This is a genomic window from Pseudomonas sp. SK2, from assembly GCF_016772395.1.
Classification (GTDB): Bacteria; Pseudomonadota; Gammaproteobacteria; order Pseudomonadales; family Pseudomonadaceae; genus Aquipseudomonas; species Aquipseudomonas taiwanensis.
In genome coordinates this window covers 4509539-4535490 of sequence record NZ_CP061944.1, presented here as the reverse complement: position 1 = coordinate 4535490, position 25952 = coordinate 4509539, and the positions used below count along the sequence as shown (strand labels likewise).

Here is a 25952-nt window from a genome sequence, read left to right as displayed (position 1 = left end):
ATAGGACGCTGCATGACCGATCACGCCCTGCTACTGGTCAACCTGGGTTCACCCGCCAGCACCTCGGTGGCCGATGTACGCCGTTACCTCAACCAGTTCCTGATGGACCCTTATGTGATCGACCTGCCGTGGCCGGTGCGGCGTCTGCTGGTATCGCTGATCCTGATCAAGCGCCCGGAGCAGTCGGCCCATGCCTATGCCTCGATCTGGTGGGACGAGGGTTCGCCTCTGGTGGTGCTGACCCGACGCTTGCAGGCGGCGATGGTCGAGCACTGGCCCCACGGCCCCGTTGAAATTGCCATGCGCTACGGCGAGCCGGCATTGCCCGATGTGCTGGCGCGATTGGCCGCACAGGGGGTGCGCAAGGTTACCCTGGCGCCACTGTATCCCCAGTTTGCCGACAGCACGGTCACCACCGTGGTGACGCTGGCGAACCAGACGATTGCCGATAAGCAATTGCCCTTGCAGATGCGTGTGCTGCAACCGTTCTACGATCACCCCGAATACATCGACGCCCTGGTGGCCAGTGCCAAGCCTTATCTGCAGCAGGACTACGATCACCTGTTGCTGAGTTTCCATGGCCTGCCAGAGCGCCATTTGAAAAAGCTCGATCCGACCGGCCAGCACGATTTCCAGGCCGCCGATTGCTGCAAGGACGCCAGCGCCGAAATGCGCGCGGTGTGCTATCGCGGGCAGTGCCTGGCCACGGCCAAGGCGTTTGCAGCCAGGATGGGCCTCCCGGATGGCAAATGGTCAGTGTCGTTCCAGTCTCGCCTGGGGCGGGCCAAATGGATCGAGCCCTACACCGAAACGCGTCTGGACGAACTGGGCAAGGCCGGTGTGAAGAAGCTGTTGGTGATGTGCCCGGCATTCGTGGCCGACTGCATTGAAACGCTGGAGGAAATTGGCCAGCGGGGGAGTGAGCAGTTTGTCGAGGCGGGGGGCGGGGAGTTGGTGCTGGTGCCTTGCCTGAATGACCACCCGGAGTGGGTGAGGGTGCTGGCGGGAATGTGCGAGAAGGTATAAGGCGTTTGCGCCCCCCTCTCTCAGCCGTGAACCGGCTCCCGTAGGAGCCGGCTTGCCGGCGATGGGGGCTCAGTCACTCAGGGCAACTGGTCGTCCAGTTTCTTGTGCTTCCAGCTGTCGTTGCCCGGCAGAATCAGGTTCAGCGCAATGGCCACGATGGCGCACAGGGCAATGCCCTTGAGGCCCCAGTCGTCCGGGCCGTCGCCGCTGCCGATCAACACGCCGCCGATACCGAACACCAGTGTTACCGACACGATCACCAGGTTGCGCGCCTCGGCCAGGTCGATCTTGTGGCGGATCATGGTGTTCATGCCTACCGCCGCGATCGAGCCGAACAACAGGCAGAGAATGCCGCCCATCACCGGAACCGGAATGCTCTGCAGCAATGCGCCGAACTTGCCGATGAAGGCCAGGCTGATGGCGAAGATCGCCGCCCAGGTCATGATCTTCGGGTTGTAGTTCTTGGTCAGCATCACCGCGCCAGTCACTTCGGCGTAGGTGGTATTGGGCGGGCCACCGAACAGGCCGGCCGCGGTGGTCGCCAGGCCATCGCCCAGCAAGGTGCGGTGCAGACCTGGCTTCTTCAGGTAGTCGCGACCGGTCACGCTACCGACGGCGATCACGCCGCCGATGTGTTCGATGGCCGGGGCCAGCGCCACGGGCACGATGAACAGGATGGCCTGCCAGTTGAACGCGGGCGCGGTGAAGTTGGGCAGCTCCAGCCATGGCGCGGCGGCGATCTTGGCGGTATCGACCACGCCGAAGGCGAACGACAGGGCGAAGCCCACCAGTACACCGGCGATGATCGGCACCAGGCGGAAGATACCCTTGCCGAACACGGCGACGATCAGGGTGGTCAGCAGTGCCGGCATGGAGATCAGCATGGCGGTCTTGTACGGCAGCAGCACACTGCCGTCACCGGCCTTGCCCATGGCCATGTTCGCGGCGATCGGGGCCATGGCCAGGCCAATGGAGATGATCACCGGGCCGATCACCACAGGCGGCAGCATGCGGTCGATGAAACCGGTGCCCTTGATCTTCACCATCAGGCCCATGAAGGTGTACACGAAGCCTGCGGCCATCACGCCGCCCATGGTCTCGGCCAGGCCGAACTGGCCCTTGGCGAGAATGATCGGGGTGATGAAGGCAAAGCTCGACGCCAGGAATACCGGCACTTGCCGACCGGTGACCAACTGGAACAGCAAGGTGCCGATGCCTGCGGTGAACAGCGCGACGTTCGGATCGAGGCCGGTGATCAGTGGCATCAGCACCAGCGCGCCGAATGCCACGAAGAGCATCTGCGCGCCCGAAACGACCTGGCGCCAGAGCGGGTCGTTGAAGCCGTCCTGCATGGTCAGGCGTCCTTCTGCTTGGTGCCGAAGATCTTGTCGCCAGCGTCGCCCAGGCCTGGAACGATGTAACCGTGCTCGTTCAGGTGCTGGTCGATCGACGCGGTGTAGATCTGGACGTCCGGGTGGGCTTTTTCCACCACCTCGATGCCCTCTGGCGCGGCGACCAGGACCATGGCGCGGATTTCCTTGCAGCCGGCCTTCTTCAGCAGGTCGATGGTGGCGACCATCGAGCCGCCGGTGGCCAGCATCGGGTCGATGATCAGGGCCAGGCGCTGGTTGATGTCCGGGGCGAGCTTTTCCAGGTAAGTGTGCGCTTCGAGGGTTTCTTCGTTGCGCGCAACGCCCACGGCGCTGACCTTGGCGCCCGGAATCAGGCTGAGCACGCCGTCGAGCATGCCGATACCGGCCCGCAGGATTGGCACCACGGTGATCTTCTTGCCGGCGATTTTTTCCACTTGGACCTTGCCACACCAACCGTCGATTTCGTAGGTTTCGAGCGGCAGGTCCTGGGTGGCTTCGTAGGTCAGAAGCGCGCCGACTTCCTGGGCGAGTTCGCGAAAATTCTTGGTGCTGATATCGGCACGGCGCATCAGGCCGAGCTTATGGCGGATCAGCGGATGGCGGATCTCAAGAGTGGGCATAGGGGGGCTCCGAAAGGCGGGCAAAAAAACCGCGCTAGATTAATCTATTCAGCCTGTGCTGTCGTGCAGTCATTCTGGACGTTAGTCCATAAATGCTTGATTCGGGACGAGCGGATGCGTACCTTTGCCCGCTTTTCCAAAATGCACCCCCTGGAGAGCGCCATGTCCGCTGATCTCGAGCACATCCGTCAAGTCATGCGCGAAGCAGACTGCCTGTACAACGAAGCTGAGGTCGAAGCGGCCATCGCCAAAGTCGGCGAGCAGATCTGCAAGGACCTGCACGACAAGAACCCGGTGGTTTTCTGCGTGATGAACGGTGGCCTGATCTTCGCCGGCAAGCTGCTGACCCACCTGCAGTTCCCACTCGAAGCCTCTTACCTGCACGCTACCCGCTACCGCAATCAAACCAGCGGTGGCGAGCTGTTCTGGAAGGCCAAGCCGGAAGTGTCGTTCATCGACCGCGACGTGTTGATCGTCGATGACATTCTCGACGAAGGCCACACCCTCAGCGCCATCATCGACTTCTGCAAGCATGCCGGCGCCCGTTCGGTACACACTGCCGTGCTGATCGACAAGGACCACGACCGCAAGGCCAGCCCGGACCTCAAGGCCAACTATGTCGGCCTGCCATGCGTCGATCGCTACATCTTCGGCTATGGTATGGACTATAAGGGCTACTGGCGCAACGCCAACGGCATCTTCGCGGTCAAGGGGTTGTAAGCATGCGCCGGCCTGAGTTCATCGACCAAACGCTGTTCGCCAGGCTGGCCAGCACAGCCGCCGAGGTGCCGCGCCAGCGGCATCATCACACCTTTCATGAAATGGATGAGCCGTGCCACCGGGTGGCGGTCGGCTTGCAGCCCTCCACCTACATCGCGCCGCACCGGCACCTGAGCGCCGACAAGGCTGAAACCCTGCTGGTGCTCAAGGGGCGCCTGGGCCTGCTGATTTTCAATGAAGACGGCCAGGTATGCGACAAGCGCGTGCTGCAGGCCGGTGGCGACTGCCTGGGCGTGGATCTTGTGCCTGGGCTTTATCACGGGCTGGTCGTACTGGAGCCTGACAGCATTCTGTTCGAGTGCAAGGCTGGGCCGTACCGGGCCTTGGCTGAAGGCGAGCATGCCCACTGGGCGCCGCGTGAAGGCGACGAGGGCGTGGCCCAATACCTGGCCTGGATGATCGCGCAATTCGATTGAGGCGTGCTGCCCAGCCAGGACGCCGGCGTGTGCTGGTGCCGATCCGCGGCAATAGGGCCGTACAGCCAAAACCCGGCGTGCTAGAGTGCTCCTTCATGCCAAGGAGCCTCACATGCGTGCGATTCTTTCCCTGTTGCTGGTCGTAAGCCTGCCGCTTTGCGCCGCACCGTTGCACAGCCAGTTTCTCCCACCCGATGACTTGTCATTGCGCCAGGAAGCGCCGACCGGTCAGCAGTTGCTGCAAGTGACCGACTACTCGGTGGTGGTGGGAGCCCAACGTCAGTCCGACCAGCAACCGATCCCGATCACCGCCTCGCTGCAGATGCGCCTCAAGGGCAAGCCGCTGAGCAAGGGCGCGACCATCGGCCAGGTGCTGCTGACCTTCGACGGTGAGGCCGGCAAGAGTTTGAAGAAGCCGGTGTACGACGAAAAGACCCGCACGCTGAGCCTGAATTACCCGGTCAGCGATTATCGCGTGGTCATGGACCTGCTGCGTAACGAAACTGTCTACGTGCAATTTCTGACCTACGCCAACGGCCATGTCTGGGCCGACCTGCACACCGGCACTGTACGTACGCGTTGAGGCCTGTCGCCTGAGGGGGGTAAACTGCCGGCCTTCGAAATCCCGTGATGGTCCAGTTGGAGCCGGCAATGCGCAAAGACAAGAAGCAGGTGATTGGTGACGAGATCAGCGATGACTACGTCAAGACGTTCCTTCAGTTCGAGCCGGCCGATGGCGTGACCTCGCCGTCGCTGCACAAGCTGGTCAAGGCCTATCGTGGTCTGCGTGTCGACGATTTCGAGCGCTTTGTCGGTTTCTTCGTCGAGGCCGGCCATGACTTGGACGGCAAGGACGAGCACGGCAAGACCTTCGTCGAGTTGATCGCCGACCAGCGCAATGCGCCGGAGTACATCGAGATCATCGATAAAGCCCGCGGCTGATCGGCCGCCTGAACCGGCCCTATCACCGGCGAGCCGGCTCCTACAGGGGCAGGGCGGTATAGGCGGCACAGCGAGCAGACACAAAAAAACGCCCCGAGGGGCGTTTTTTCGTTTCAGCCAGATCAGGCGTAGTGCTTGGCCGGGCTGCTTTCGACCAGATCCAGGGCCGCATCGTTGTCGGCACTGATCTTGTGGTACAGCGCGGCATCGTTGGCCAGGGTCTTCTCGCGAGCCGGGAAGATCTCCTTGAGCTTGGCAGCCCAGGCGCCCTTGGCCTGCTCGGGGAAGCAGCGCTCGATCAGTTCGAGCATGATCGACACGGTCACCGAAGCACCTGGCGATGCACCCAGCAAGGCTGCGAGGCTGCCGTCCTGGGCCGAGACCAGCTCGGTACCGAACTGCAGGATGCCGCCTTTCTTCGGGTCCTTCTTGATGATCTGCACGCGCTGACCGGCCACTTCCAGGCGCCAGTCCTCGGCTTTGGCCTGCGGGTAGAAGCGACGCAGGGATTCCAGGCGTTGCTCCATCGACTGCATCACTTCGCTGACCAGGTACTTGGTCAGGTCCATGTTGTCGCGCGCGACCGCCAGCATCGGGCCGATGTTGCCCATGCGTACAGACAGCGGCAGGTCCATGAGCGAGCCGTGCTTGAGGAACTTGGTGGTGAAGCCGGCGTACGGCCCGAACAGCAGCGATTTCTTGCCATCTACCACACGGGTATCCAGGTGCGGTACCGACATGGGCGGCGCGCCAACCGCGGCCTGGCTGTAGACCTTGGCCTGGTGTTGCTTGACGATTTCCGGGTTGTCGCAGCGCAACCACTGGCCGCTCACCGGGAAACCGCCGAAACCTTTGCTTTCCGGAATGCCGGACATTTGCAGCAGCGGCAGGGCCGCGCCACCGGCGCCGAGGAAGACGAAACGGGCGTCCACTTCACGGCTGCCGCCGCTGTTGACGTCCTTGATGCTGACGGTCCAGCCGCTGCCGTTACGGCGCAGGCCGACGACTTTCTTGCTGTACTTGACCTGGGCGTCCTGGCTGGTGCTCAGCAGCTTGAGCAGCTTGTTGGTCAGGGCGCCGAAGTTGACGTCGGTGCCCTTGAGCACGCGAGTGGCGGCGATGCGCTGGTCGGCCGGACGGCCCGGCATCATCAGCGGCATCCACTCTTTCATCACTTCCTTGTCTTCGGTGTACTCCATCTCGGCGAAGGCATGGTGCTGCTTGAGCAGCTCGAAGCGCTTCTTGAGGAAGGAGATACCCTTGTCACCTTCGACGTAGCTCAGGTGCGGCACCGGGTTGATGAAGGCGCGCGGCGAGCCGAAGCTGCCTTTTTTGCTCAGGTAGGCCCAGAACTGGCGCGAAACCTCGAACTGGGTGTTGATGTGCACGGCCTTCTTGATGTCGATGCTGCCATCGGCGGCCTGGGGCGTGTAGTTCAGCTCGCACAGCCCGGCATGGCCGGTACCTGCGTTGTTCCAGGGGTTGGAGCTTTCCGCGGCTCCGGAGTCCATCGCCTCGACGACCTCAAGCTTCAGGGTCGGGTCAAGCTCCTTGAGCAGTACGGCCAAGGTGGCACTCATGATGCCCGCGCCTACCAGTACCACATCAACCGATTCGTTCTGCGCCATTTAACGCGTCTCCACAATCTACAGCTACCTAATTGACAGCATAGGACCCCAGGGTCGCCAGGATCGCCATGTCCGACTTTTCGCAGTTCTTGCAACTTCCGCGGACACCGCCAATCAGTCTTCGGGTTCGGCTATTGAACGCCGCTTGCCACAGGTGCGGCAATTCGACTAATGGTCAAGGTGTCGTGCGTGCGTTATGGAACGACCTCAGACATCCATCCGGGATGAACGCGTTAGCCGCCTGTTCAGGGCTGTTCGGGACACATCTGCCGCTTTTACACATGCCAGACTGTTCATTTGCTCGCCACACTCTCGTGAAGTTGTGAAAAACCGTTTTTTCACGCTCTTTTGGAGACGTGAACCTCAAAAGGGGACTGCGCGATGGCAACCCACAGGTTCATGCAGTGCGAAGGGCCGGAAAAGCAGGCACGACAGCCGATGCAAGACCTGAGTGGAAGGCTCTCTGTGGGCGAAGCGTTGAAGGTGCCGGGGTCAATCGGCGAATGCGGGGCCCGATCAGGAGACGTCCTTATAATCGGGGGGAGATTATAACGATGTCGCGGGCAGAAAGGTCGTAATTCGTAGTTTTTATTGCAGCGTTTGTCTGGGAAATGCGGTGCGTGGGTGCCATCGGGGGCTTGCGCGGGTGCAAATCCCGGCTTTGGTCGGGTGCCAGAGTGGCTTTACGACGGGGCAGGCCGATGACTGGTCAGGGCCTGGCTGAGTATACTGGGGGCCTTTGCCGCATTTTCTGGAGAAACGCGCATGTTGCAACGTCTGTTGTTCGGTTTGATTGCCGTGGCCAGCCTCAGCCTGGTCGGTTGTGCCCACAGCCCGCAACAACTCAGCCCGCAACCCAAACTCACTGCCCAGCTCGCGCCGGTCGGTCATGGCCAGCCCGTGGTGGTCAAGGTCGTCGATGGGCGGGCTTCGCAATCGCTGGGTACTCGCGGTGGCATGTACCCTGAAACCAGCACCATCAGCGTCAGTGGCAACGACATCGTGCCCAAGCTGCAAGCCCAGGCAGAAGCAGCCGTGCGCCTGCTTGGCTTCACCCCGACCCCCAACGCCTACAACGCACCGCAACTGACCGTGACCCTGGCCGAGCTGAAATACCAGTCGCCCAAGGACAACCTGTATGTGACCGAGGCTACCATCGGTGCCACCTTCCGTGCCGACGTGTCCAATGCCAACCGTCGCTACAGCGGCCGCTACGGTGCATCGCTGGACCAGCGTTTCGGCATGGCGCCGAATCAGGAAACCAACACCAAGCTGGTCGGTGACGTGCTGAGCGATGCCCTCACGCGCCTGTTCAAGGACCCGACCATCGGCCAGGTCCTGGGCGAGTAACCTTCGGCTCGATCGGCCCCATCGCCGGCTCGCCGGGGATGGGGTCGACACGTTTCAAACGGCCTCGACATGAAATCGCATGACACTTTGTCGCCTGGGCCGGGCGGTGCAAGCGGAGTTGGGTAGAATGCCGGCCTTCGCTGTCGTTCTAACCGAGGTTGCGTGATGTCGTTGCAAGTGCTCTGGGGCTTCCTGGTTGCCCACCCGACCAAGCTGATCAATCTGCTGGCACTGTTGATGACGTGCCCGGGCGGATTGTTGCTGCACAGCGCCCGGCGGCGCGAAGCCGTAACCCGCGAAAGCCTGGCGATGGACGAAGGCGTGGTGGAGGCTTTCGACCTGCGCGTGCCGCGCTACTACTACATCCTGGGCTTTTCCTGCCTGGCCATGGCACTGCTGCTGTCCTGGTTCAGCACCTGGATCTGAGCCATCGCCGGCACGCCGGCGATGGGGTTCGGCCGATCAGGCCACGGGCGCCTGCTGCTTGACCTGATACTGGTTACGTACTGGCGTCGCATACTGCAATATCAGGTACGGTCGCTGCTCTTCAGGGCATGCCTCCAGCCGGCGCTGCCATTCTTCCTTGGCTCGGGCCAGTTCGTCTGCCGGGAACAGGGTCTCGGCGCTCGGCACGTGCAGCGCTTCATCCTTCTCTGCCCACATCGCGTAGGCCAGGTAGTGCACCGGGAACAACCGGTAGCCGCCGAGGATCTGCCGGTCGATTTCCTGCGCCAACTGCTTGGTGTCTTCGTAATACTCGGTCACTGGCGGGGCGAAGTTGATGTGCACCCGGCCTTTGTAGCCAGTGATGCCCTTGGCGATGCTGTTGTCATCTTCGCCAGGCGCCTTCTTGTAGGTGCCGGTGGTGGCGCGGATGTACAGCTCGCGCGCCTTGGCCTGGTCGCACGGGTCGTACTCGTAGCTGATCGAGACCGGAATCAGGTTCAGGCCCTGGATCACTGCGCCGAACGGCTCGTCCTTGCGGCTCATGTGGAACATCTTGAGGATCGCCGAATCGGTGCGATCGTCACCGTCCTTGGCGCGGCCTTCGGCCTGGGCGATCCAGATCGATACGCAGTCATTACGAATCGAGTGGTTGATATAGGCCGAGAGCAGTTGGTAGGCGGCCAGCTTTTCGCGGCGACCGGTCAGCGAACGGTGCACGATGAAGCTCTTGTTCAGGCGCATCATGTCGCTGACGAAGGGCTTTTGCAGCAGGTTGTCGCCAATGGCGATGCGCGGGGTCGGCAGGCCGGCATGGTACACCGCGTAGTTGACGAAGGCCGGGTCCATGACGATGTCGCGGTGGTTGGCCAGGAACAGGTAGGCCGTACCGGACTTGAGTTGCTCTACGCCGGAATAGGTCACGCCGTCGGTGGCGCGTTCGATGGTGTGGTCGACGTAGTACTCGACCTTGTCCTGCAAGGTCGCGACGCACGTGACGCCCGCGAACTCCTTGCGCAGGCGGCGGGCGATCAGCGGCTTGAGCAGCCAGCCGAGCGGGCCCGCTGCACGCGGGAAGCGGAAGTGGGTGAGGATATCGAGGAATGCCGGGTCGCTGAGCAGGCGTGCCAGAACGGCAGGGACCTCAGCGTCGTCGTACGGTCGGATGGCATCGAATTCGCCCATCATGCTCTCTTGTTGGAAACGGCTAGGGTAATAAAGTAGGGATGGGGTCCGAAAAACGGCTCGGACACTCACAGGCCCTGTAAACAGACCGGCAATTATACGCATAAGTCACTGCGGAGGCCGCGATGCTGGAAACCGACTTCTACGATTGTCCTTATTGTGGTGAACGGGTGGAAACCACAGTCGACCTGTCCGGTGGCGATCAGGTCTACACCGAGGATTGCCAGGTGTGTTGCCAGCCTGTCGTGTTCATTCTGCAGGTGCACGGTGACGAATGGATGCTCGACGTCAGACGCGAGGACGATGCCTGATGCAGAGAATCTACGATCCGGAAAACCTGCTGGAGGCGCAGATGCTGTTGGGCATGCTGACCAGCGAAGGCATCGAGGTGCACCTGATTGGGCGCGACCTCGTGGGTGGTGTAGGCGAGTTGCCGGTATACGGACTGCTCGGCATTGCCGTGCCGGATGAGCAGGCCGGTTACGCACGGCATCTGATCGAAGCGTACAATGATGCCCAGCCGCTTGCCGGCGACGAACCGGAGAGTTTTCCCGGTACCTTGATCTGCTAGGTTCAGAATTCGCCCATGTGTGGACGTTATGCCCTGTTTCGCTGGCCCCAGGCGCTTGCCAGCCTGCCGGGCTTCCCTGCCGGCCAGCCGGCGCAATGGAATATCTCCCCCGGCCACTCGGTGCTGATCCAGCGACAGCTCGACGGTCGGCAGCAACTGGACAAGGCACGCTGGGGGCTGACCCCAGCCTGGCTTACCGACCTTTCCCGCACGCCTGCCCATGCCCGCGCCGAAACCCTCGCCGAACAGCCGATGTTCCGTGAGGCCTTTCGTCAGCGCCGGTGCCTGATGCCTGCCAATGGTTTCTACGAGTGGCGCGGTTCGGTGCGCAAGCGCCCGTATTGGCTGACGCCGGCAGAAGGTTCGTCGCTGTACTTCGCCGCGATCTGGGAGGCGTATCCAGTGCAGGACCAGGTGTGGCTCAGTTGCGCGGTGGTGACCCAGGCAGCGATGAACCAGCGCCGGCCGCTGATTCTCGACGAGGCAGCGCAGGCGGCGTGGCTGGATCCGGACACGCCGGTGCTGCGGTTGCACGAGTTGCTGGCTTTGCCGACCGTTACCCTGCGCGAGCGGGCGTTGGCCAATTTCGTCAACGACCCGAAGCTGGATGCGCCCGAGTGTCTGACTCCGGCATAAATCTTACCTGCGGCTATGGCAAGGGGCAGGGGACTCGTCCTAGGATACGCCGCATGTAAAAAGGGAGTGTTTTCATGCGTAAGTCATTCGTTGTCAGCCTGTTGAGTGCTGGCATCCTGCTGGCTGGCTGCCAGGCGGTGAACACCACCAGCGGCGGTGCCGTAGGTGTCGAGCGCCAGCAGTACATGTTCAGTATGCTTTCGACCGATGAGGTCAATCAGATGTACGCGCAGTCTTACCAGCAAACGTTGGGTGAGGCTTCGAGCAAGGGTGTGCTGGACAAGTCCAGCAGCGATGCCAAGCGGGTTCGCGCCATCGCAGACCGTCTGATTGCCCAGGCGCCGATCTTCCGCCCGGATGCCGCGCAGTGGAAATGGGAAGTCAATGTCATCAAGAGCGATGAGCTCAACGCCAACTGCGGCCCAGGCGGTAAGATCATCGTCTACACCGGCCTGATCGATAAGCTCAAGCTCACCGACGCCGAGATTGCCGCGGTCGTCGGCCACGAAATCGCCCACGCCCTGCGCGAGCACAGCCGCGAAGCGATGTCCAAGGCCTATGGGGTCGAGATGGCCCGCCAGGGTGCTGGCGCGCTGTTCGGCCTCGGCCAGAGCGGCATGGCCTTGGCCGACACCGTGGTGAACTACGCCATGACGTTGCCCAACAGCCGTGCCAACGAGAACGAGGCCGACCTGATTGGCCTGGAGCTTTCGGCACGTGCCGGCTACGACCCGAATGCCGCGATCACCCTGTGGAACAAGATGAGCAAGGCGTCCGAAGGCGCACCGCCCGAGTTCATGAGCACCCACCCGGCGTCCAGCAGTCGGATCGCTTCGTTGCAGGCGGCCATTCCGAAGGTGATGCCGCTGTACGAAGCTGCCAAGAAGTAAGGTTGCCTGGGGCCGCAACGCGGCCCCAGGGCACTGCCTTACCCCACCCAGCCACTGGCCTTCATCGCCGAGTAGACGGCGACGATCGCCAGCACGAAGAACGCAGCAGCTGCCAGGCGACGAATCAGCGCCAACGGCAGTTTCTCCGCCGCGAAGTTACCCGCCAGTACCACCGGCACGTTGGCAATCAGCATGCCCAGGGTGGTGCCGATGATGACCATGATCAGGTGCGGATATTGAGCGGCCAGCATTACGGTGGCTACCTGTGTCTTGTCACCGATTTCGGCGAGGAAGAAGGCGATCAGCGTGGTCAGGAACGGCCCGAAACGGCGGGCCGGATTCTCGTCGTCATCCATCTTGTCCGGTACCAGGGTCCACAGCGCCGTGGCGGCAAAGCTCGCGGCCAGAATCCAGTGCAGCGTCGTCTCGCTGAAGAACCCGCTGACCCAGGCGCCTACCGCGCCGGCAGCGGCATGGTTGGCCAGCGTGGCTGCAATGATGCCGGCGATGATTGGCCAGGGCTTGCGAAAGCGTGCAGCGAGGATGAGTGCGAGCAGTTGCGTCTTGTCGCCGATTTCGGCCAGGGCAACGATTGCGGTGGGTACGAGCAAAGATTCCAGCATCAGGTTTCCTACGGGGGCGGGTCGACACGGCTATGACACGTACGACCTCCCCGCCCCGGGTAAGGTGTGCGTGTCATAGGTCTTGTCAAACCCTGGACCTGTCTGCGCAGATCATGGGTCGCACGCGCCATGGCCTGTGGGCCAAGTGTGTTGACGCGTACCGGGCGAGCAGGGCGCTCGCGGGAGACTACTCCCCTAGGACGGTGCGGATTCTGCCTAGTCGAAACGGTTTCGGCAAGCCCTGTTTTTATCAGCGGGTCGCTTTGTAGATCCGGAACCCATCCGCCTCGGCGAGCGTGTGACACTGGCCCAAGGCCGCTTCGATCAGCGGCTGATAGCGCAGGAAACTGTTGGCCACAAGGCGGATTTCGCCGCCTTTTCGCAGGTGTTCGCCTGATTTTTTCAACAGGTTTTCCGATGCCTGGTAATTGGTATGGACGCCGGTGTGGAACGGTGGGTTGCTCAGGATCAAGCTCAGGTCGCGGGGCGCTGCGTCGATCCCGTCACCGCTGATCACTTCACCTTCCAGGCCGTTGGCGGCCAGGGTCAGGCGACTGGCGGCCACTGCGAAGGCATCGACGTCAAGCAAGGTCACGCTGCTTTGCGGGTAGCGTCGCTTGACCGTGGCCCCCAGCACACCGGCGCCACAGCCGAAGTCCAGCACATGGCCCACAGGCAGGTCGTCCAAGTGCTTGAGTAACAGGGCGGTGCCACGGTCGAGTCGGCCATGGCTGAACACACCCGGCAGGCTGACCACGTGCAGGGGGCCATCCTCCAGGTCCAGTTCGAAGCGCTCGGCAAGGGTTTCCAGCGGTTTGGCCTCGGGGGCGTTTTCCACCGTCACTTGCCACAGCTGGCAATGACGGGCGCTGTCGAGCTTGCGGGGCTTGCCGAAGGCCTGTAACTGTTTGGCCGCGCCTTCGATGCCGCCTCGCTTCTCGCCCACCAGGTACAGCTCGCGTCCTTTCAGGCGCGAAGCCAGGGCGTTGAGCAAGTAGGCGGCCAGCTCGCGGGACTTGGGCAGGAACAGCACCGCCGCCTCGAATGCCACCTCAGGCGCTTCCACCGCGTAATGGCTGCGCCCCGGGAAGCGGCTGTCGAGCACGGACTGGTCGCCCGCATGCCAGGTCCAGCCATGGGCACTGGGCAACTGGCCGAGCAAGTCGTCGGCGGGCGCACCGGCGATCAGCAGCGGCCCCTGGAACAGGTCCGCCTGGCGGAGCAATACTTCACTGCGCGGGTCCATGGACGACGCCTCCTGAAAAAAGTGGCGCAGTGTAGCAGAGGCCGGCGTGCGGCTCAGCTGACCACGCGCCGTGGCTGGCCGGCGAAAAAGGCCTGGGCGTTTTCGCTGAGCTGGCCAACGATGCGCTGGCGTGACTCCACCGCGCCCCAGGCGCTGTGCGGAGTGATGACCAGGCGGGGAATGTCGGTGGCCAGCAACGGGTTGCCGTTGACCGGTGGCTCGACGCTCAGCACGTCGGTAGCAGCGCCGCCCAGGTGACCGCTGCGCAGGGCGTCGGCCAGGGCCTGTTCATCGATCAGGCCGCCGCGTGCGGTATTGACCACCAACGCGCCGGGTTTGAGCAGGGCCAGCTGATCGGCGCCGATCATGTGCCGGGTGTGCTCGTTCAGCGGGCAATGCAAGGTCAGGGCATCGACTTGCGGGAGCAGCTCGTCCAGCGGCAGGCGGTCGTCCCGCGCCGGGCGACCGGGGATCTGCCCGCTCAGCACGCGCATGCCGAAAGCTTCGGCCAGGCGCGCCACCGCACCGCCCAGTTCACCGTGACCGAGCAGGCCGAGGGTCTTGCCTTCAAGCTCAACGATCGGGAAGTCCAGCAGGCAGAACTGGCTGGCCTTGGCCCAGCGGCCATCGGCTACTGCCTGGTTGTAGTCACACAGGCGCGTGGCCAGGGCCAGCAGCAGGGCAAGGGTGTGCTGGGCCACCGAAGGGGTGCCGTAGCCTTGGCAGTTGCACACGGTAATGCCCTGGGCCCTGGCCGCCGCCAGGTCGACGTTGTTGGTGCCGGTCGCGGCCACCAGGATCAGCCTGAGCTGCGGGTTGGCGGCCATGGCCGCGGCGTCGAGCACGACCTTGTTGCTGATGACTGCGATGGCACCGTGCAAGCGTTCGGCTACCTGGTCAGGGCGGGTCGAATCGAACAGCTGGAATTCGTCGAACTGGCTTTGCAACGGCGACAGGTCGAGGTCACCGAGGTCCAGGGACAGGTGGTCGAGAAACACGGCGCGACGCGGGCTTGGCATCAGGAAGCTCCGGTGGAGGGTTGAGAAGGGCCAACACCCGAACAATGCCACTCATACCTTGGTTGAGCCAAATCATTCCTTTGGCTGATTTAGCCGTCACATTGGCCAACTAGAGTTGGTATCAGAGTTGTCCGACACGCTTTCAAGAAAAGGGATACCCATGCTGCAGACTCGCATCATCAAGCCCGCCGAGGGCGCCTATGCCTTCCCGCTCCTGATCAAACGCCTGCTGATGTCGGGCAGCCGCTACGAAAAGACGCGTGAAATCGTCTATCGCGACCAGGTGCGGCTGACGTATCCACAACTCAACGAGCGGATCGCCCGGCTGGCGAACGTGTTGAGCGAAGCCGGGGTCAAGGCCGGCGACACTGTCGCGGTGATGGACTGGGACAGCCACCGCTACCTGGAATGCATGTTCGCCATCCCGATGATCGGGGCAGTGGTGCACACCATCAACGTACGCCTGTCGCCCGAACAGATCCTCTACACCATGAACCATGCCGAAGACCGCTTCGTGCTGGTCAACAGTGACTTCGTCGGCCTCTACCAAGCTATCGCGGGGCAACTGACCACAGTCGACAAGACGCTGCTGCTGACCGACGGCCCGGACAAAACCGCCGACTTGCCCAACCTGGTGGGCGAATACGAACAGTTGCTGGCCGCCGCCAGCCCGCATTACGACTTCCCTGACTTCGACGAGCACTCGGTAGCCACCACGTTCTACACCACCGGCACCACGGGTAACCCCAAAGGGGTTTACTTCACCCATCGGCAACTGGTGCTGCACACCCTGGCCGAAGCCTCGGTCACCGGTAGCATCGACAGCGTGCGGCTGCTGGGCAGCAATGACGTGTACATGCCCATCACACCGATGTTCCATGTGCATGCCTGGGGTATTCCCTACGCCGCTACCATGCTTGGCATGAAGCAGGTGTACCCAGGGCGTTACGAACCGGACATGCTGGTCAAGTTGTGGCGCGAGGAAAAAGTCACCTTCTCCCACTGCGTACCGACCATTTTGCAGATGCTGCTCAACTGTCCGTCGTCGCAAGGCGAGGACTTCGGCGGTTGGAAAATCATCATTGGCGGCAGCGCGCTCAACCGTTCCCTGTACGACGCTGCCCTGGCCCGTGGCATCCAGCTCACGGCCGCCTACGGCATGTCCGAAACCTGCCCGCTGATCTCCGCCGCGCACCTGAACGACGAATTGCAGGCTGGCAGCGAGGACGAACGGGTCACCTACCGGATCAAGGCCGGTGTGCCGGTGCCGTTGGTGGAGGCCGCTATCGTCGATGGCAACGGCAATTTCCTCCCCGCCGACGGTGAGACCCAGGGCGAGCTGGTGCTGCGCGCGCCGTGGCTGACCATGGGCTACTTCAAAGAACCGGAAAAAAGCCAGGAGCTGTGGGCGGGCGGTTGGCTGCATACCGGTGATGTGGCGACCCTCGATGGCATGGGCTACATCGACATCCGCGACCGCATCAAGGACGTGATCAAGACTGGCGGCGAGTGGATTTCGTCGCTGGACCTCGAGGACCTGATCAGCCGTCATCCGGCGGTACGCGAGGTGGCGGTAGTGGGGGTTGCCGACCCGCAGTGGGGCGAGCGTCCATTTGCCTTGCTGGTGGTACGCGACGGGCAGGCAATCGATGCCAAGGGGCTCAAGGATCATCTCAAGCCGTTCGTCGAAGAAGGGCATATCAACAAGTGGGCCATTCCAAGCCAGATCGCCGTTGTTACTGAAATTCCCAAGACCAGTGTCGGCAAGCTCGACAAGAAGCGTATCCGCCAGGACATCGTTCAGTGGCAAGCCAGTAACAGTGCGTTCCTGTCGACCCTGTAACACTGTCGCGGGTCGCCTCCAAACGGTCGCGACCCGCATGCTAGAGAGGCAGCGCCTTGCCAAACGGCGAAAATGCGCCATGCTTCGCTCTGCTGGCGCGCCGTGATCACTGTCACGGGTCGCGTTGCAGGCACGGAACGCAAATCACACTTTAGAGGGATCAAGCACCTGTGCCTGCTGGCTATAGTCGAGGCCAGGGGATTTTTCAGGAATGGGGGAGGGCGACATGCGCAACACGTGTCGCCGCAGGTAAACGCCTGCATACCGGTCGCACGGGCCGTTTCTGAAAGGACTCACTGCCATAACAAAAAAGTACATGGAGTAGCGTCGATGAAATCTGCAAACCTGTTCTGGCGCCGGGCCAAGCTGCCCCTGGCCGTCAGCCTCGCTTCTACGCTCGCAAGTCCAGCTTTCGCGGTCAGTTTCAACATCGGAGAAATCGAAGGCCAGTTCGACTCGTCGCTCTCCATTGGCGCCAGCTGGTCGACCGCCAACCCTAACAAGAACCTCATCGGGGTCAACAATGGCGGCCGGGGGCTGTCGCAGACCTCCGACGATGGCCACCTGAACTTCAAGAAGGGCGAGACCTTCTCGAAGATCTTCAAGGGTATTCACGATCTCGAACTCAAGTACGGCGACACGGGCGTATTCGTGCGTGGCAAGTACTGGTACGACTTCGAACTGAAGGACGAGCACCGCGAGTTCAAGGACATCAGTGACTCCAACCGCAAGGAAGGTGCAAAGTCCGCAGGCGGGGAAATCCTCGACGCATTCATCTATCACAACTACAGCCTGGGTGACTTGCCGGGTACCGTTCGTTTCGGCAAGCAGGTCGTGAGCTGGGGCGAAAGTACCTTCATCGGCGGCGGCATCAACGCCATCAACCCAATCGATGTCTCGGCGTTCCGCCGGCCTGGCGCGGAAATCAAGGAAGGCCTGATCCCGGTCAACATGTTCTACCTGTCGCAAAGCGTCACCGACAACTTGACCATGGAAGGCTTCTACCAACTGGAGTGGGACCAGACCGTCGTCGACAACTGCGGCACCTTCTTCTCCCAGCCCGACGTGATTGCCGATGGTTGCAACAACAACCTGGCGGTGCTGGCCACCCAGGATGCCGTGGCGAGCCGCCTTGGCGCTCAGATCGGCCCATTCGCCGGCCCGGCCATGAATGCGCTGGCCGGGCAAGGCGTGACCTGGGGCTCGCCTGACGAGGGTGTGATCGTGAAGCGTGACGCCGACCGTGACGCCCGTGACAGCGGCCAGTTCGGTGTGGCCCTGCGCTATATGTACGAGCCGCTGAACACCGAGTTCGGTGGTTACTTCATGAACTACCACAGCCGTGCGCCGATCTTCAGCGGCCGTGGCGCGGCTGCCGGCTTCTACCAGCCGGGCAACCTGGCCGGGGCACTGATCGCTGCGGGTGTTCCGGCCGCTGCCGCGACCAACCCGGCGCTGCTCCAGGCGCTGATGCCGCTGTATGTGGCGGGCAACTCCAGCTACTACGTGGAGTATCCGGAGGACATCCGCCTGTACGGCCTGAGCTTCTCCACCACCTTGCCCACCGGCACGGCGTGGAGCGGCGAGATCAGCTACCGGCCGAACGCACCGGTGCAGTTGAACACCACCGATATCCTCTACTCGGGCCTGACCCCGCTCAACCCCAATGCCTCGGTCCTGGAAGGGAAGGCCGATACCGACCAGCCAGGCTATCGCCGCAAGGAAATCACCCAGCTGCAAACCACCTTCACCCACTTCTTCGACCAGGTCATGGGCGCGGAGCGCCTGACCATGGTGGGCGAGGTTGGCTGGACCCACGTTGGTGGCCTGGAAAGCACCTCCAAGGCGCGCTACGGGCGTGACCCGGTGTACGGTCCGGGTCCGCTGCCCAATGGTACCTGCCAGGCGCTCAACGGCAGCACGCTGGCCGGTGGTCCGCAGAACAACCTGTCGCGTTACTGTGAAAACGATGGCTTCACCACCTCCGACTCCTGGGGTTATCGCGTGCGGGCCATCTGGGACTACAACAACGTCTTCGCTGGCGTGAACCTGCGCCCCAGCGTGGCGTGGTCCCACGACGTCGACGGTTACTCGCCAGGCCCAGGCGGCAACTTCGAGGAAGGCCGCAAGGCAGTCAGCCTCGGCCTGGACGCCGAGTACCAGAACACCTACACCGCCAGCCTGTCGTACACCAACTTCTTCGACGGCAAGTACACCACCGTGGATGATCGCGACTTCGTCGCCCTCAGCTTCGGCATGAACTTCTAATCAGGACGAGACAGACAATGAAAACAACCAAAAGTCTGCTGAAAGCCGGGGTACTGGGCCTGTCCCTGCTGGCGACCAGCGTCATGGCTGCGGTTTCCGCCGACGAAGCGGCCAAGCTGGGCAGTACCCTGACCCCAATGGGCGCCGAGAAGGCCGGAAACGCCGACGGCTCGATCACGGCCTGGCAGCCGCTGTCCAAGACTGCCGGCAGTGTCGACAGCAAAGGCTTCCTGTCGGACCCGTACGGCAGCGAAAAGCCCAAGTTCACCATCACCGCGCAGAACGTCGACCAGTACAAGGACAAGCTGTCTCCCGGCCAGGTAGCGATGTTCAAGCGCTACCCCGACACCTATAAGATCCCGGTCTACCCGACCCACCGCGGGGCCACCGTGCCTGATGAGGTGTTCGCCGCCATCAAGGAAAACGCTACCAAGACCACCCTGGTCGAAGGTGGCAATGGTCTGAACAACTTCAAGACCGCTGTGCCATTCCCAATTCCGAAAAGTGGCCTGGAAGTGGTCTGGAACCACATCACTCGCTATCGCGGCGGCAGCGTGAGCCGTCTGGTAACCCAGGCCACACCGCAGCAGAACGGCTCTTACAGCCTGGTGTACTTCGCGGACCAGTTCGTCTTCCGTGACAAGATGAAGGACTACGACCCGAACAACCCCGGCAACATCCTGTTCTACTTCAAGCAGGAAGTGACCGCGCCGGCGCGCCTGGCGGGGACCGTACTGCTGGTGCACGAAACCCTGGACCAGGTGAAGGAGCCACGCAAGGCCTGGATCTACAACGCCGGCCAGCGTCGTGTTCGCCAGGCACCGCAAGTGTCCTACGACGGCCCGGGTACCGCGGCCGACGGTCTGCGCACCTCGGACAACCTGGACATGTACAACGGCGCACCCGACCGCTACGACTGGAAGCTCGAAGGCAAGAAGGAGATGTTCATCGCCTCCAACGCCTACAAGCTCGATGACCCGAAGCTCAAGTACGCCGACATCCTCAAGGCCGGTCACATCAACCAGGACCTGGCGCGTTACGAGCTGCGCCGAGTGTGGCATGTGGTTGCGACCCTCAAGCCTGGCCAGCGCCACATCTACGCCAAGCGTGATTTCTACATCGACGAAGACACCTGGCAGGCGGCGGTGATCGACCAGTACGACGGCCGTGGCCAGCTGTGGCGCGTCTCCGAAGCCCACTCCCAGGACTACTACAACGTGCAGGTGCCGTGGTACACCCTGGAAGCCATCTACGACCTGCAGTCGGGCCGTTACCTGGCGTTGGGCATGAAGAACGAGGAAAAACGTGCCTACGACTTCGGCTTCAGTGCCAGCAAGGCCGACTTCCAGCCTGCTGCGCTGCGCCAGACAGGGGTACGCTGAACCCCAACCTGAAAACACCTTGCTATCTCCCAGAACGCCCCGGCTTGCCGGGGCGTTTCTGTTTTTGCCACAGGCCCCGCCGCCCGCAAGGTCGTCGCGCTGCACATGGGCATCGGCTGGCCAGCGATAAGCACCCCATCATTGTGCTGAATACCCTGGCAAACCCCCGCTCCAGCCTTTGTCCATCGGTGCTGTTGCTTTTTGTCGTAGTCTTTTTTGTGCCTGTAGCGTCCATCATCTTCAAATACGCCGAGTTACCCGCTAGTCTCGCAGCAATCCGTACTGCCGAAGTCTTCCAACTAGAACGAGCCGGCCATGACAGATCTGTCCCGTATGAATGGATTCGCCAGCCAGGCTTTGGGCCTGCTGGACGGGCGTTTCTTCCGGCCACCGCTGCCGGAGGGCCATGTACCGCGCCCACGCTTGTGCCAGCGCCTGCATGCAGGGTTGGCGGGGCGCTTGTTGTTGGTCAATGCCCCGGCCGGGTTCGGCAAGAGCTCCCTGGCCGTCGAGTTCAGCCAGGCACTGCCCGATCACTGGCGTAGCCTCTGGCTCGGGTTGAGCCGCCGCGATGCCGATCCTGGGCGTTTCCTCGAACGGTTGCTCGAAGGCCTCCAGCAGTTCTGTCCGGCGCTGGGTGGCCAGGCCATGGGGCTGCTGAAAATGCGCCAGCGCCATCAGCCGTTCGCGTTCGAGGAGTGGATCGACGGCCTGCTCGACGAATTGGCGCTATACCTGCAACCCGACACCCCGTTGTTGCTGGTGCTGGATGACTATCACCTGGCGCAGGGGCCGGTACTCGACCGGTGCTTGCAGTTTTTCCTCAATCACTTGCCCAATGGGCTGGTGTTGCTGATCACCAGCCGTCAACGACCAGACTGGCACCTGGCGCGCCTGCGCCTGTCGCGGCAACTGGTGGAACTGAACGAGCAGGACTTACGACTTACGCCTGATGAATCGCTGGCGGTCATTGGCCGGCAACCCATTGGGCTGCGTGGCCAGGCCCTGGACAACCTGATCCAGCGCAGCGATGGCTGGGTGGCCGGGCTGCGCTTCTGGCAGTTGGCGGCCAGCGAGTCCGGCGATGAACATGCCTTACCCCAGGCCCTGCATGGCGGCGAGGGGCTGATCCGCGACTACCTCTTGGAAGAAGTGATCGACATCCTGCCGGCCGATGTGCAGACGTTCCTGTACGACACCGCCTGCCAGGAGCGATTCTGCGCTTCGCTGTGCGATGCCCTGCGCGAGCGTCAAGACAGCGCCACGATCCTGCGTTACCTGCAGGCTCACCAGGTGTTCCTGGTGCCTTTGGACGAGCACGGCCACTGGTTCCGCTACCACCACCTGTTCTCTGACCTGCTGCGCAGTCGCCAGGCCAGTGAACCGCTGGCGCAACTGCACTTGCGTGCCTGTCGTTGGTTCGAGGCCCAAGGCCTGCTGGATGAAGCGGTGGAGCAAGCCCTGCGCGCCGGCCACCTGGATGTGGCTGCCGATCTGGTGCAGAGCCTGTCGGAAGAACAACTGCTGGCCGAACAGAATGTCGGCATGTTGCTGCGTTGGAAGATGGACTTGCCGGACAGCCTGCTGATCAGCACGCCGCGGCTGATCGTGCTGTACAGTTGGGCGTTGGGGCTGGCCTGTCAGCTGGATGCCGCGGAGGAACTGGCGGGGTATCTGAGCCGCTTCCTGCCTGCGCCATCGGCCACTGCGCAAAAGTCCATGCTGGCTCAGTGGCTGGCGCTGAGCGGTGTGATCGCCCGGGGGCGTGGTGACCGTGAGCGCACGTTGACTTACTGCGGCGAGGCGTTGCAGAGTCTGCCGAACAAACGCTATGGCCAGCGCCTGGTATGCCTTTCGACGCTCTCCAACCTGGCCATCGCCGATTCCGACTTCTGGCGTGCCAGGGGCTGGAACCGCGAGGCGCTGGAGCTGGCCCAGCGGGTCGGTAACCCGTTGTTCGAGGCGCTTGCTCATTACGACCGTGCCCGTGTCCTGCATGCCCGTGGCGAAGTGTTGCGGGCTCTGGATGAAGTTCGCCAGGGGTTGCAGCGTCTGCAAGGGCTGTCGGGCCAGCGGCTCTATGCCGTGCGCGCGCGGTTGACGCTGTATGAAGGATACCTGCTCGCTTCGAACCTGCAGCCGGCGCAGGGCCGGGCGCGTTTGCGGGCGGGGCTCGGCGAAGCGCGCGCCTGTCGTGATATCAGCGTACTGATCGGGCACTGCGTGATCGCCTCGCTCGATGGCCGCGAAGGCCAGTTTGCCGAAGCGTTCGCCGAGCTGGCCGAGGCAGAGCGGTTGATGCACATCTGGGACGTGCCGCCGATCTACTACCTGGCCATGATCACCTTGGTGAAATGTGAATTGTGGCTGGCCCAGGGGCGCACCGACCTTGCCGAGTCCTGGTTGCTGCGGCTGGGCCAGACCTACGGTGGCGAGCATGCGGCGGCGCCCCCGGAATTCCACCCCTTGCTGCCACTGCACATCGAGCTGCAGCAGGCGCTGCTCGAGCGTATCCAATCGCGCAGCGAAGAGGCGGTGCGGCGCCTTTCGAGCCTGGTCGAGCGAGGCCAGGCCAGCGGCGGGATGATGCTGACGGTGTTTGCGCTGTGCCAGTGGATGGCCCTGCTGCTGGAGCAGGGGCTGGAGGCGCAGGCCTCTGCCCTGTTGCCCAAGGCGCTGACGGCGGCTCAAGGTGGCATTCTGCAGCCCTTCCAGCGCTTGATCGAGGCGCATCCGCTTTGGCTGCGCGAACAGTTGCTGGCGAATGCAGGCGGTTATGCCCAGGCCCAATTGCTTGCGCGTCTGCCCGAACTGCCGCTGGCCAGCGCTGGCAATGCTGAAGCCCTCAGCAGCCGGGAGCTCGCCGTACTGGAGCTGATCGCCCAAGGTTGTTCCAACCAGCAGATCAGCGAGCGGTTGTTCATTTCCTTGCACACCGTCAAGACCCACGCCAGTCATATCAACAGCAAGCTGGGGGTAGAGCGGCGCACCCAGGCCGTGGCCAAGGCCAAGTCCCTTGGCCTGCTGGCCTGAAGCTGGTTCTGCAGGCTGTCGCCTTGTAAAATGATGGCTCAGTGCCATTAATTGGGCGTCGCGTTCTCCGGGCTCATCTTTCCTGAAGTGCTGCCGATAAAAAAATCGGCGGTATGCATCGCCACGCGCCATTTTCCAATTATCCCAAGACAGGTCGTGTTGATGCTGCAGTACGGGCAAAAAAGCTTTCTGATCGTCGACGACTTCACCGACTTTCGCACGTCGACCCGTTCCATGCTGCGCGAACTGGGCGTGCGTGATGTGGACACCGCCGACAGTGGCGAGCAGGCCATCCGCATGTGCGGGCAGAAGCGCTACGACTTTATCCTCCAGGACTTCCACCTGGGCGACGGCAAGAAGAACGGCCAGCAGGTGCTGGAGGACCTGATCCTCGACAAGCTGATCAGCCACGAGTGCGTCTTCATCATGGTGACGGCCGAAAGCAGCCAAGCCATCGTGCTCAGCGCGATCGAACATGAGCCCGATGCCTACCTGACCAAGCCGTTCAACCGCGTTGGCCTGGCTCAGCGCCTGGAAAAGCTGGTGCAGCGCAAGACCCTGCTCAAGCCGATACTCCAGGCCCTGGACCGCGGTCGTCCGGCCGAAGTGCTGGCCGCGTGCGCCGAGCTGTGCAAGCAGGACCCGCGCTTCGCCCCGCTGTGCCTGCGCTATCGGGCCGATGCCTTGCGCGATCTCGGCCGCTTCGACGAGCTGGACAAGTTCCTCAAGGCCATTCTCGCCAGCCGACCGCAGCCGTGGGCGTACTCGGCGCTGGGCAGCCTGCTGCACAAGCGTGGTCAGCATGCCCAGGCCCAGGGCGTGTATGAACAGGCGCTCAAAGCCTTCCCGATCATGCCGGCGCTGTACGACGGCATGGCCGAGGTGCTGGTCGCCCAAGGCGAAACCAAGCGTGCCCAGCACATGCTGGAAGAAGCCGTGCGCCTGTCGCCCCTCGCGGTAAGGCGTCAGGCGGCCCTGGGCAAGCTGGCGTTGAGCAACGAAGATTTCGAAAGTGCCTCCAAGGCTTATCGGCATGCGGTGAACCAGGGGCAGAGCTCGCGCTACAAGGATGCCGAAAGCAACCTTGGCCTGGTTCAGGCATTGATGAACAAGAACGCGGGTTTTGGCCTCGATGCGCGTACTCGCGTCGAGATCAATACCGTGCTCAGCGAGGTGGCCAAGGAGAACGTCGAGGACCAGGGTCTGCAGGTTCGCGCCCGCTTGATGAAGGCCGCCAGCCTGCAGCAGGCAGGTGATGCCGAAACCGCCGCCAAGTTGACTGAGCAAGCCATGCAGCGTCTGGACAAGATGGAGCAGTTCTTCTCGGTCGAGGCTGCCCTTACCGTGGCCAAGCAGTTGCAAGCGCTTGGCCAGGAGGCAGCGGGCGGCGCCATTCTCAAAGGTTGCGTGGAAACCTATGGCGACGACCCCAAGGTCATGCAAAGCGTCGCCAAGCTGACTGACGACCCGGCGGTGCTTGGCGCTGTCACCGAGGCTGTCGACCTCAACCGTCAGGGGGTGCGCAGTTACCAGGGCGGGCAGTTGAACGAGGCGCTGGAGATGTTCCGCAAGGCGTTGGGGCTGCAACCGAAGAACATCAGTATCGCGCTGAACACGGCCCAGGCGTTGTTGCGCATCGGGGGTGAAACGCCATCGCCCGACATCATGCAAGAGTGCCGCAGTTGCCTGAACAGTGTGGCCGGCATCCCCGCCAGCGATAGCCGCTACGACCGCTATCGCAAATTGCACGTTCGGATATTCGGCGCATGAACCAGGACAACCAGGGGCTGGATTTCTCCACGGTGATCGCCTCCACCGTGCATGACGTGAAGAACTCGCTGTCAGCGTTGATCCAGGCACACGACCAGTGGCTGGCGCGCTTGCCCGAGGAGTTGCGCGGCGGGTCCGAGCAAGGGGTCATGGAACATGAGTTTCGTCATCTCAACGGCATGCTGGTGCAGCTGCTGGGCCTTTACAAACTGGGCGTCAACCAGTTGCCGGTATGCCCGGACTACCACGAGCTGGACGACTTCATCGAGGCCCAGCTCGCCGCTCACGAGGAGGTGCTCAAGCACCGCGATATCCTCGCTACCTGGCGTATCGACAGCGACAACCCGCTGGGTTTTTTCGACCGCGAACTGGTCGCCACGGTGGTGGCCAATGTGCTCACCAACGCCATCCGTTATGCCGGCCATGCGCTGCTGATCAGCATCGAGGAAGACGGTGAGCAGTTGGTGATAAGCGTCAACGACGATGGCGCGGGTTACCCGCCACGCATGCTCGAACGGCAGTTGGACTATGTGCAAGGGATCGACCCGCAGAGTGGCAGCACCGGGCTTGGTCTTTACTTCGCGGCCAGGATTGCGGCACTGCATGAACGCAATGGCGTACGCGGACGGATCGAGATTGCCAATGGCGGGGCGCTTGGCGGTGGGTTGTTCCGGTTGTATTTGCCTTGAGGCTGGTGGTGAATTGCGTTGAGGGTATTGGCGTACGCATGTATTTTTAGCGCCTATGAATGCGAACGCCGCCCGCGGGGCGAATCGCGAGCAAGGCTCGCTCCTACGTTTTTTTGGCCAGTAACACCAGTGGCAGACACGCGCGACCGCCTTGTTCGTAAGACTCGGTTTCGCGCCGTGCACCAAAGCGGTCGCGCGCAAATCCCGTAGCCATGACT

General features: G+C 62.5%; 24 protein-coding genes and 1 riboswitch. Of the genes, 17 read left to right on the top strand and 7 right to left on the bottom strand.

All coding sequences use genetic code 11. The annotated features are described in order from the left end of the window. The first annotated feature begins 12 nt into the window (after positions 1 to 12). The gene (gene hemH / locus IF103_RS20380; RefSeq protein WP_023382342.1) at positions 13 to 1026 is read left to right on the top strand and encodes a ferrochelatase; all 1014 of its coding nucleotides are present in this window, start codon (positions 13 to 15) and stop codon (positions 1024 to 1026) included. A gap of 77 nt (positions 1027 to 1103) precedes the next feature. Here hemH and IF103_RS20375 read toward each other — a convergent pair whose 3' ends face one another. Together IF103_RS20375 and upp are read right to left on the bottom strand one after the other, a co-directional pair. Further along, the gene (locus tag IF103_RS20375; protein WP_023382341.1) at positions 1104 to 2378 is read right to left on the bottom strand and encodes a uracil-xanthine permease family protein; all 1275 of its coding nucleotides are present in this window, start codon (positions 2376 to 2378) and stop codon (positions 1104 to 1106) included. 2 nt (positions 2379 to 2380) lie between these two features. Beyond that, complete coding sequence (gene upp / locus IF103_RS20370; protein ID WP_202675630.1) at positions 2381 to 3019, bottom strand: uracil phosphoribosyltransferase; 639 nt, start codon at positions 3017 to 3019, stop codon at positions 2381 to 2383. A gap of 162 nt (positions 3020 to 3181) precedes the next feature. Between upp and IF103_RS20365 the strand changes: the two genes are divergently transcribed. The 4 genes from IF103_RS20365 to IF103_RS20350 all read left to right on the top strand — a co-directional run bounded on the left by IF103_RS20365 (position 3182) and on the right by IF103_RS20350 (position 5157). Then, positions 3182 to 3739 (top strand): hypoxanthine-guanine phosphoribosyltransferase, encoded by a 558-nt coding sequence (locus tag IF103_RS20365; protein ID WP_023382339.1) that lies wholly within the window; start codon positions 3182 to 3184, stop codon positions 3737 to 3739. Positions 3740 to 3741: 2 nt separating this feature from the next. Then, the gene (locus tag IF103_RS20360; RefSeq protein WP_023382338.1) at positions 3742 to 4215 is read left to right on the top strand and encodes a WbuC family cupin fold metalloprotein; all 474 of its coding nucleotides are present in this window, start codon (positions 3742 to 3744) and stop codon (positions 4213 to 4215) included. A gap of 112 nt (positions 4216 to 4327) precedes the next feature. Continuing rightward, entirely contained in the window at positions 4328 to 4798 is a 471-nt protein-coding gene (locus tag IF103_RS20355) for a hypothetical protein (protein ID WP_023382337.1), read from the top strand. A gap of 68 nt (positions 4799 to 4866) precedes the next feature. Then, complete coding sequence (locus IF103_RS20350) at positions 4867 to 5157, top strand: PA4642 family protein (RefSeq protein ID WP_023382336.1); 291 nt, start codon at positions 4867 to 4869, stop codon at positions 5155 to 5157. 122 nt (positions 5158 to 5279) lie between these two features. On the opposite strand, the gene mqo is transcribed toward IF103_RS20350, so the two are convergent. Continuing rightward, on the bottom strand, positions 5280 to 6785 hold the full coding sequence (gene mqo / locus IF103_RS20345) for a malate dehydrogenase (quinone) (protein ID WP_023382335.1): 1506 nt from the start codon (positions 6783 to 6785) through the stop codon (positions 5280 to 5282). A 765-nt stretch (positions 6786 to 7550) separates the two neighbouring features. Here mqo and IF103_RS20340 point away from each other — a divergent pair. Both IF103_RS20340 and IF103_RS20335 read left to right on the top strand, forming a co-directional pair. After that, on the top strand, positions 7551 to 8135 hold the full coding sequence (locus IF103_RS20340) for a YajG family lipoprotein (protein WP_023382334.1): 585 nt from the start codon (positions 7551 to 7553) through the stop codon (positions 8133 to 8135). A gap of 165 nt (positions 8136 to 8300) precedes the next feature. Next, entirely contained in the window at positions 8301 to 8561 is a 261-nt protein-coding gene (locus tag IF103_RS20335; protein WP_023382333.1) for a hypothetical protein, read from the top strand. Positions 8562 to 8597: 36 nt separating this feature from the next. On the opposite strand, the gene IF103_RS20330 is transcribed toward IF103_RS20335, so the two are convergent. Next, the gene (locus IF103_RS20330) at positions 8598 to 9767 is read right to left on the bottom strand and encodes a 1-acyl-sn-glycerol-3-phosphate acyltransferase (RefSeq protein ID WP_023382332.1); all 1170 of its coding nucleotides are present in this window, start codon (positions 9765 to 9767) and stop codon (positions 8598 to 8600) included. Between the two features lie 122 nt (positions 9768 to 9889). Between IF103_RS20330 and IF103_RS20325 the strand changes: the two genes are divergently transcribed. The 4 genes from IF103_RS20325 to IF103_RS20310 all read left to right on the top strand — a co-directional run bounded on the left by IF103_RS20325 (position 9890) and on the right by IF103_RS20310 (position 11861). Further along, positions 9890 to 10075, top strand: coding sequence for a CPXCG motif-containing cysteine-rich protein (locus tag IF103_RS20325; RefSeq protein WP_023382331.1), 186 nt, complete (start codon positions 9890 to 9892; stop codon positions 10073 to 10075). Then, complete coding sequence (locus IF103_RS20320; protein ID WP_023382330.1) at positions 10075 to 10335, top strand: putative signal transducing protein; 261 nt, start codon at positions 10075 to 10077, stop codon at positions 10333 to 10335. The genes IF103_RS20325 and IF103_RS20320 overlap by 1 nt, the downstream gene beginning before the upstream one ends. A 15-nt stretch (positions 10336 to 10350) precedes the next feature. Beyond that, positions 10351 to 10971, top strand: a complete 621-nt coding sequence (locus tag IF103_RS20315; protein WP_023382329.1) for an SOS response-associated peptidase — start codon at positions 10351 to 10353, stop codon at positions 10969 to 10971. Between the two features lie 74 nt (positions 10972 to 11045). Next, entirely contained in the window at positions 11046 to 11861 is an 816-nt protein-coding gene (locus tag IF103_RS20310; protein ID WP_023382328.1) for a M48 family metallopeptidase, read from the top strand. 38 nt (positions 11862 to 11899) lie between these two features. Here IF103_RS20310 and IF103_RS20305 read toward each other — a convergent pair whose 3' ends face one another. The 3 genes from IF103_RS20305 to IF103_RS20295 all read right to left on the bottom strand — a co-directional run bounded on the left by IF103_RS20305 (position 11900) and on the right by IF103_RS20295 (position 14749). Further along, a complete protein-coding gene (locus IF103_RS20305) occupies positions 11900 to 12481 on the bottom strand; it encodes a TMEM165/GDT1 family protein (protein WP_177325268.1) in 582 nt (193 codons plus the stop codon). A gap of 90 nt (positions 12482 to 12571) precedes the next feature. Then, a riboswitch (yybP-ykoY riboswitch) is annotated at positions 12572 to 12692 on the bottom strand. Between the two features lie 42 nt (positions 12693 to 12734). Beyond that, complete coding sequence (locus IF103_RS20300; protein ID WP_202675629.1) at positions 12735 to 13730, bottom strand: methyltransferase; 996 nt, start codon at positions 13728 to 13730, stop codon at positions 12735 to 12737. Positions 13731 to 13783: 53 nt separating this feature from the next. Next, complete coding sequence (locus tag IF103_RS20295) at positions 13784 to 14749, bottom strand: 2-hydroxyacid dehydrogenase (RefSeq protein WP_023382325.1); 966 nt, start codon at positions 14747 to 14749, stop codon at positions 13784 to 13786. A gap of 160 nt (positions 14750 to 14909) precedes the next feature. On the opposite strand from IF103_RS20295, the gene IF103_RS20290 reads away from it, so the two are divergent. The 6 genes from IF103_RS20290 to IF103_RS20265 all read left to right on the top strand — a co-directional run bounded on the left by IF103_RS20290 (position 14910) and on the right by IF103_RS20265 (position 25734). After that, on the top strand, positions 14910 to 16592 hold the full coding sequence (locus IF103_RS20290) for a fatty acid--CoA ligase (protein WP_023382324.1): 1683 nt from the start codon (positions 14910 to 14912) through the stop codon (positions 16590 to 16592). Positions 16593 to 16922: 330 nt separating this feature from the next. Next, entirely contained in the window at positions 16923 to 18860 is a 1938-nt protein-coding gene (locus tag IF103_RS20285; RefSeq protein ID WP_023382323.1) for a DUF1302 domain-containing protein, read from the top strand. A 17-nt stretch (positions 18861 to 18877) separates the two neighbouring features. Then, complete coding sequence (locus tag IF103_RS20280) at positions 18878 to 20242, top strand: DUF1329 domain-containing protein (RefSeq protein WP_027907455.1); 1365 nt, start codon at positions 18878 to 18880, stop codon at positions 20240 to 20242. Positions 20243 to 20557: 315 nt separating this feature from the next. Next, positions 20558 to 23275 (top strand): winged helix-turn-helix domain-containing protein, encoded by a 2718-nt coding sequence (locus IF103_RS20275; RefSeq protein WP_202675628.1) that lies wholly within the window; start codon positions 20558 to 20560, stop codon positions 23273 to 23275. 162 nt (positions 23276 to 23437) lie between these two features. After that, positions 23438 to 25045: a tetratricopeptide repeat-containing response regulator gene (locus IF103_RS20270; protein ID WP_023382320.1), complete on the top strand. Its 1608-nt coding sequence runs from the start codon at positions 23438 to 23440 to the stop codon at positions 25043 to 25045. Further along, a complete protein-coding gene (locus IF103_RS20265) occupies positions 25042 to 25734 on the top strand; it encodes a sensor histidine kinase (RefSeq protein WP_023382319.1) in 693 nt (230 codons plus the stop codon). Before IF103_RS20270 ends, IF103_RS20265 begins: the two co-directional genes overlap by 4 nt. Positions 25735 to 25952: the final 218 nt, after the last annotated feature.